General features: G+C 67.0%; 6 protein-coding genes. All 6 read left to right on the plus strand.

Annotated features, from left to right (window positions below; genetic code table 11):
* A partial coding sequence (locus AB0P06_RS36470) for an oligopeptide/dipeptide ABC transporter ATP-binding protein (RefSeq protein ID WP_363615243.1) occupies window positions 1-224 on the plus strand: 224 nt, incomplete at its 5' end.
* On the plus strand, window positions 214-1422 hold the full coding sequence (locus AB0P06_RS36475) for a dipeptide ABC transporter ATP-binding protein (RefSeq protein ID WP_363615245.1): 1209 nt from the start codon (window positions 214-216) through the stop codon (window positions 1420-1422). The genes AB0P06_RS36470 and AB0P06_RS36475, both read left to right, overlap by 11 nt.
* Window positions 1423-1849: 427 nt before the next feature.
* On the plus strand, window positions 1850-3499 hold the full coding sequence (locus tag AB0P06_RS36480; RefSeq protein ID WP_363615247.1) for an ABC transporter substrate-binding protein: 1650 nt from the start codon (window positions 1850-1852) through the stop codon (window positions 3497-3499).
* 93 nt (window positions 3500-3592) lie between these two features.
* On the plus strand, window positions 3593-4537 hold the full coding sequence (locus tag AB0P06_RS36485) for an ABC transporter permease (protein ID WP_363615249.1): 945 nt from the start codon (window positions 3593-3595) through the stop codon (window positions 4535-4537).
* Entirely contained in the window at window positions 4530-5492 is a 963-nt protein-coding gene (locus AB0P06_RS36490) for an ABC transporter permease (protein WP_363615251.1), read from the plus strand. Before AB0P06_RS36485 ends, AB0P06_RS36490 begins: the two co-directional genes overlap by 8 nt.
* Window positions 5493-5507: 15 nt before the next feature.
* On the plus strand, window positions 5508-6092 hold a 585-nt coding region (locus AB0P06_RS36495), incomplete at its 3' end, for an ABC transporter ATP-binding protein (RefSeq protein WP_363615253.1).

Consider the following 6092-nt stretch of genomic DNA (forward strand, 5'->3'; position numbering starts at 1 on the left):
GGCTGGACCAGAAGGGGCAGAACCTCTACGCCATCCAGGGCCTGCCGCCGAGCCTGCTGCGGATCCCGCAGGGTTGCGCGTTCAACCCGCGCTGCCCGCGGGCTCAGGACATCTGCCGGGCCGAGGTGCCGGAGCTGTTCCCGGTCACCGAGGAGGACGGCACCACGGCGGCCGGGCGGGGCAGCGCCTGCTTCTTCTGGAAGGAGACCCTCCATGACCGCTAACGGGTCCACCGCACTGAGGGCGGCGGTACCGGAGGAGGCCGCGTTCGCGCAGGAGGTGCCGCCCGGCGAGCCGATCCTCGAAGTCCGGGATCTGGTCAAGCACTTCCCGCTGACCCGGGGCATCCTCTTCAGGAAGCAGGTCGGAGCGGTGAAGGCGGTCGACGGGGTCAGCTTCGACCTCATGCAGGGGGAGACGCTGGGCATCGTCGGCGAGTCCGGCTGTGGCAAGTCCACGCTGGCCAAGGTGCTGATGAACCTGGAGCGGGCCACCTCCGGGCAGGTGCGGTACAAGGGCGAGGAGATCTCCCGGCTCTCGGGCGCGGGGCTGAAGGCCGTCCGCCGGAACATCCAGATGGTGTTCCAGGACCCGTACACCTCGCTGAACCCGCGGATGACGGTCGGCGACATCATCGGGGAGCCCTTCGAGATCCACCCCGAGGTGGCGCCGAAGGGCGACCGCCGCAAGGCCGTTCAGGATCTGCTGGACGTGGTCGGGCTCAACCCGGAGTACATCAACCGGTATCCGCACCAGTTCTCCGGCGGTCAGCGCCAGCGCATCGGCATCGCCCGGGGGCTGGCGCTCAAGCCGGAGCTGATCATCTGTGACGAGCCGGTCTCCGCGCTGGACGTGTCGGTGCAGGCGCAGGTGATCAACCTGCTGGAGCAGCTCCAGGGTGAGTTCGAGCTCTCGTACATGTTCATCGCGCACGACCTCTCGATCGTCCGGCACATCTCGGACCGGGTGGGGGTGATGTACCTCGGCAAGATGGTCGAGATCGGCTCCGACCTGGAGATCTACGATCATGCGACGCACCCGTACACCCAGGCGCTGCTCTCCGCGGTGCCGGTGCCGGACCCGGCGGCGCGGGAGTCCCGCGACCGGATCGTGCTCACCGGTGACGTGCCCTCGCCGGCCAACCCGCCGTCCGGCTGCCGGTTCCGCACCCGCTGCTGGAAGGCGCAGGAGCGCTGCTCCACCGAGATCCCGCTGCTGGCGGCCCCGGCCTGGCTGGACGGGCTCGCCCGGCACGAGTCGGCGTGTCACTTCGCGGCGGAGCGCGACATCGAGCAGAGCGCGGCGGAGCGCGAGGTCGAGCAGAGCGCGGCGGAGCGCGGCGTCGAGCCCGGCGCGGCGGAGCGCGAGGTCGGTCGGAGCGCTGCGGAGGGCGGGGGAGGCCCCGGGGGCACGGAAACGTAGTTGACACGGCTGTACCGGTCCGCCTTGCAGGGCGCGTCCTCCTTTCGGAGGGCGCGCCCTTGCGTTGTGCTGCGGAAACGCTCGAATTCCGGGCGCCCGAACGGCTCCCTTTTAGTCATTACGCTACGTAAAGCATCGAATACCGGAGATTATTGTCCGCTATTCGGAAGGCGGAGCAGGGGGCTCCGGGAGCGATATGCAGGAATTTGGCGAGCAATGTCACAAATTGGTCTGAGCATGTAATTGAAAAGAGATGTGACGTGGATTCCGCCAGGGGGGTCGGGTGATCGATAGTTGCTCTGCGCGTATCAGTGGTCACCTCGCCAACTGTGCGGATCGGCCCTGAGATGTCGACCCTCGCCATGCCCGGCACACCGACTGGCGGGGCGCCGTTCGTTCGTAAGCCCCTAAATCGAGAGGCAGTTGAATGAGGCTCACCAAGACGATGCGTTGGACCGCGCTCGCGGCGTGCACCGCGCTCGCGATCTCCGCCTGCAGCACCGGCGGCGACAAGAAGTCCTCGGACCCGGCGAGCGGCGGATCGGGCAAGAAGGGCGGCTCGATCAATGTCGAGCTGGGTGAGCCGCAGCACGGTCTGGTGCCGCAGAACACCGCCGAGTCCGAGGGCGCCGAGGTGCTCCACGCGATCTTCGCCGGCCTGGTCGACTACGACATCAAGGACAACTCGCCGAAGCTCCGGGTCGCCGAGTCGATCGAGAGCACCGACGCCACCACCTGGACGATCAAGCTCAAGGACGGCTACGCCTTCCACAACGGCGAGAAGGTCACCGCGCAGTCCTTCGTGGACGCCTGGAACTACGGGGCGAACCAGGACAACGCGCAGGAGGCGCTGCCGTTCTTCGACAAGATCCTCGGCTCCGAGGAGCTGGCCCCGGGCAAGGACAAGAAGCCCTCCGCCAAGGAGCTCAAGGGCCTGAAGGTCGTCGACGACAAAACCTTCACCGTCACGCTCAAGGCGCCGTTCTCCCAGTTCAAGACCATGCTGGGCTACAACGCCTTCTTCCCGCTGCCGAAGGCGTTCTTCACCGACCCGAAGGCGTTCGGCGAGAAGCCGATCGGCAACGGCCCGTTCGAGATGGACGGCGCCTGGGAGCACAACAAGCAGATCAAGGTGAAGCGGTTCGAGAACTTCCCGGCAGCGGACGGAAAGGCCAAGCTGGATTCCGTCACGTTCAGGATTTACGAGAAGCTGGAAACCGCCTACAACGATCTCCGCGCGGACACCATCCAGATCACCGACAAGCTGCCGATCTCGGCGATGGCGACGGTCGCGCAGGAGTTCGGTGACCGCTACATCTACAAGCCGGATTCCGGCGTCGGTTACATCGGATTCCCGATCGCGACGAACCCGGCCGCTTTCGGCAAGCCGGACATCCGCAAGGCGATCTCGATGGCGATCGACCGGGAGTCGATCACCAAGACCATCTTCTCGGGCACCCGTAAGCCCGCCGACGACTTCGTCAACCCGATCATTCCCGGGTACCGCCAGGGCGCGCTCGGCGACCTCGCCAAGTACAACCCGGCGAAGGCGAAGGAGCTGTTCACCCGGGCCGGCGGCCTGCCGGGGAACACGCTGGAGATCGGCTACAACGCGGACGGCGGCCACAAGGAGTGGATCGAGGCCGTCGGCAACCAGCTGAAGGCCAACCTCGGCATCGAGGTCACCTTCAAGCCGTTCGAGAAGTTCGGCGCCATCCTCACCGCGCTGGGCGACAAGCAGTACTCCGGGGCCTTCCGCATGGCCTGGTCGATGGACTACCCGTCGATCGAGAACTACCTGCGCCCGATCTTCTCCAAGGTCGCCATCGACAACGGCTCCAACTACGGCGGCTACGTCAACGAGGAGTTCGAGAGCCTGCTGACCCAGGCCGACGCGGCCAAGAGCGACGCCGAGGGCATCAAGCTCTACCAGCAGGCCGACGACGTGCTGATCAAGGACCTGCCGTACATCCCGGTGTACACCTACATGTCCTCCTCGGCCTACACCAAGTCCGTGAAGAACGTGAACGTCAACGCCCAGGGACAGATGGACCTGGCCAACGTCGAACTGGCCTGACCGACCACCATCTGACCGGCCCGCCCGGACGGGCGGCGCGGGCAACCCCCGCGCCGTCCGGCGCAGGCGTGCCCCGAACCACGAGGAGGCCGCATGGGCCGCTATGTGGTCCGCCGGATCATCCAGGCCATACCTGTGATCCTCGGCGCGACGTTCCTTATCTACGCACTGGTCTTCCTGCTGCCTGGTGACCCCATTACGGCACTGGCCGGTGAGAAGCGGCAGGACCCGGCGGTGGTGGCCGTCCTGCGGGACCGCTACCACCTGGACGACCCGTTCTTCGTCCAGTACTGGGACTACCTGGTCGGCCTGTTCAAGGGCGACTTCGGCGAGGACTACCGCGGCAACCAGGTCGTGGACGTCATGAAGACCGCGTTCCCGTACACCATCAACCTGGCGGTGACCGCGCTGGTCATCGAGATGGTGGTGGGTGTCACCGCCGGTGTGGTCGCCGCCCTGCGGCGCGGCCGGTTCATCGACAACGTGGTGCTGATCTCGACCCTGATGGTGATCTCGATCCCGGTCTTCGTGATCGGCTTCGTGCTCCAGCTGATCCTCGGGGTGAAGCTCAACACCGACTACGGCATCGACTTCTTCCCGGTCTCCTTCAACGAGGAGGCGGGCTTCCGGTCCTATCTGCTGCCGGCCTATGTGCTGGCCTCCACCTCGCTGGCGTACGTCGCCCGGCTCACCCGGACCAGCCTGATCGAGGTCATGCGGGCGGACTACGTCCGGACGGCGGTCGCCAAGGGGCTCAGCCCGTTCCGGGTGGTGGTCCGGCACGGTCTGCGCAACGCGCTGATCCCGATCGTCACCTTCCTGGGCATGGACCTGGGCGGGCTGATGGGCGGTGCGGTGATCACCGAGGGCATCTTCAACATCCCCGGGGTCGGACACCAGCTCTTCCAGTCCGTCTACCTGCGGGAACGCACCATCGTGGTGGGGATCGTGAGCGCCCTGGTGCTGGTCTACCTGTTCGCCAACCTGGTGGTCGACCTGCTGTACGCCGTTCTGGACCCGAGGATCCGCTATGAGTGAGCCGACGAAGAGCGAGAACGTGACGGTGGCGGCCCCCGGGCAGCCGGCCGCCGGATCCGCCGCCGGGGCCGCGCCCGCGGTCACGCCGGACGGCAATGAGCGGGTGGCCAGCCTCTGGACCGACGCCTGGTACGACCTGCGGCGCAACCCGCTGTTCCTGATCGGCGGGGTGCTGGTGCTGTTCATGGTGGCGCTGGCCGTCGCCCCACAGCTGTTCACCGACAAGGACCCGAGTTCGCCGGGCTTCTGCAACCTGGTCGACTCGCTGAAGCGGCCGAGCGCCGAGCACTGGTTCGGCTTCGACGTCCAGGGCTGTGACATCTACACCCGGACGGTGTGGGGTGCCCGCAACTCGATCATCGTCGGCATCCTGACCACCACGCTGGTGGTCCTGGTCGGTGGCACGCTGGGCCTCTGGGCGGGCTGGATCAGCGGTCTCTGGGACAGCGTGCTCTCCCGGGTCACCGAGATCTTCTTCGCCATCCCGCTGCTGCTCGGCGGCATGCTGATCATGTCGACCTGGAAGACGGGCAACGCCTGGACGGTCTCGGCGGTGATGGCGGTGCTCGGCTGGCCGCAGATCTACCGGCTGATGCGTTCGGCGGTGCTCTCCAACAAGCACAACGACTATGTGGTCGCGGCCAGGGCGCTCGGGGCCGGTACCGGACGGATCGTCTCCCGGCACATCCTGCCGAACGCCGTGGCGCCGGTGATCGTGGTCTCCACCATCAACCTGGGCGTCTACATCGGCGCCGAGGCCGCCCTGTCCTACCTGGGCATCGGCATCCAGTCCCCGGCGATCTCCTGGGGTCTGATGATCAGCGACGCGCAGTCCCGCTTCCTGAACGCCCCCCATGTGCTGCTCTTCCCGGCCGTCGTGCTGAGCATCACCGTGCTGGCGTTCATCATGCTCGGCGACGCGGTGCGCGACGCCCTCGACCCCAAGCTTCGCTGAGGAGGGCCGCGGACGATGAGTGACGCGACAAGGCCGTCGAAGGACGGCGCACCGCGCCAGGACGCGGTGGAGGTGATCAAGGGCGGCCGGGAGAACCTGACGCCCGGTACCCCGTTGCTGGAGGTCGACGACCTGCACATCGAGTTCCACACCCGGGACGGTGTCGCCAAGGCGGTCAACGGGGTGAGCTACTCGGTGTCGGCCGGTGAGACCCTGGCGGTGCTGGGGGAGTCGGGCTCGGGCAAGTCGGTGACCGCCCAGGCGATCATGGGCATTCTGGACATGCCGCCGGGGAAGATCACCGCCGGTTCGATCCGGTTCCGGGGCCAGGACCTGCTCACCATGAGCCCCAAGGCCCGGCGGGCGGTGCGTGGCCGGCGGATCGCGATGATCTTCCAGGACGCGCTCTCCTCGCTGAACCCGGTGCTCAGCGTGGGCTATCAGCTCGGTGAGATGTTCCGGGTGCACCAGGGCGCCTCCCGCAAGGAGGCCAGGGACAAGGCCGTCGAGCTGATGGAGCGGGTGCGCATTCCCGCGGCCAGGCAGCGGGTGAACGACTATCCGCACCAGTTCTCCGGCGGTATGCGTCAGCGCATCATG

Origin of the sequence: Kitasatospora sp. NPDC088351 (assembly GCF_040685575.1) — a bacterium.
GTDB lineage: Bacteria > Actinomycetota > Actinomycetes > Streptomycetales > Streptomycetaceae > Kitasatospora.

Coding starts and splice junctions, on each gene's coding strand:
- AB0P06_RS36480 (WP_363615247.1), top strand. CDS start 1,850: ATGAGGCTCACCAAGACGATGCGTTGGACCGCGCTCGCGGCGTGCACC.
- AB0P06_RS36485 (WP_363615249.1), top strand. CDS start 3,593: ATGGGCCGCTATGTGGTCCGCCGGATCATCCAGGCCATACCTGTGATC.
- AB0P06_RS36490 (WP_363615251.1), top strand. CDS start 4,530: ATGAGTGAGCCGACGAAGAGCGAGAACGTGACGGTGGCGGCCCCCGGG.
- AB0P06_RS36475 (WP_363615245.1), top strand. CDS start 214: ATGACCGCTAACGGGTCCACCGCACTGAGGGCGGCGGTACCGGAGGAG.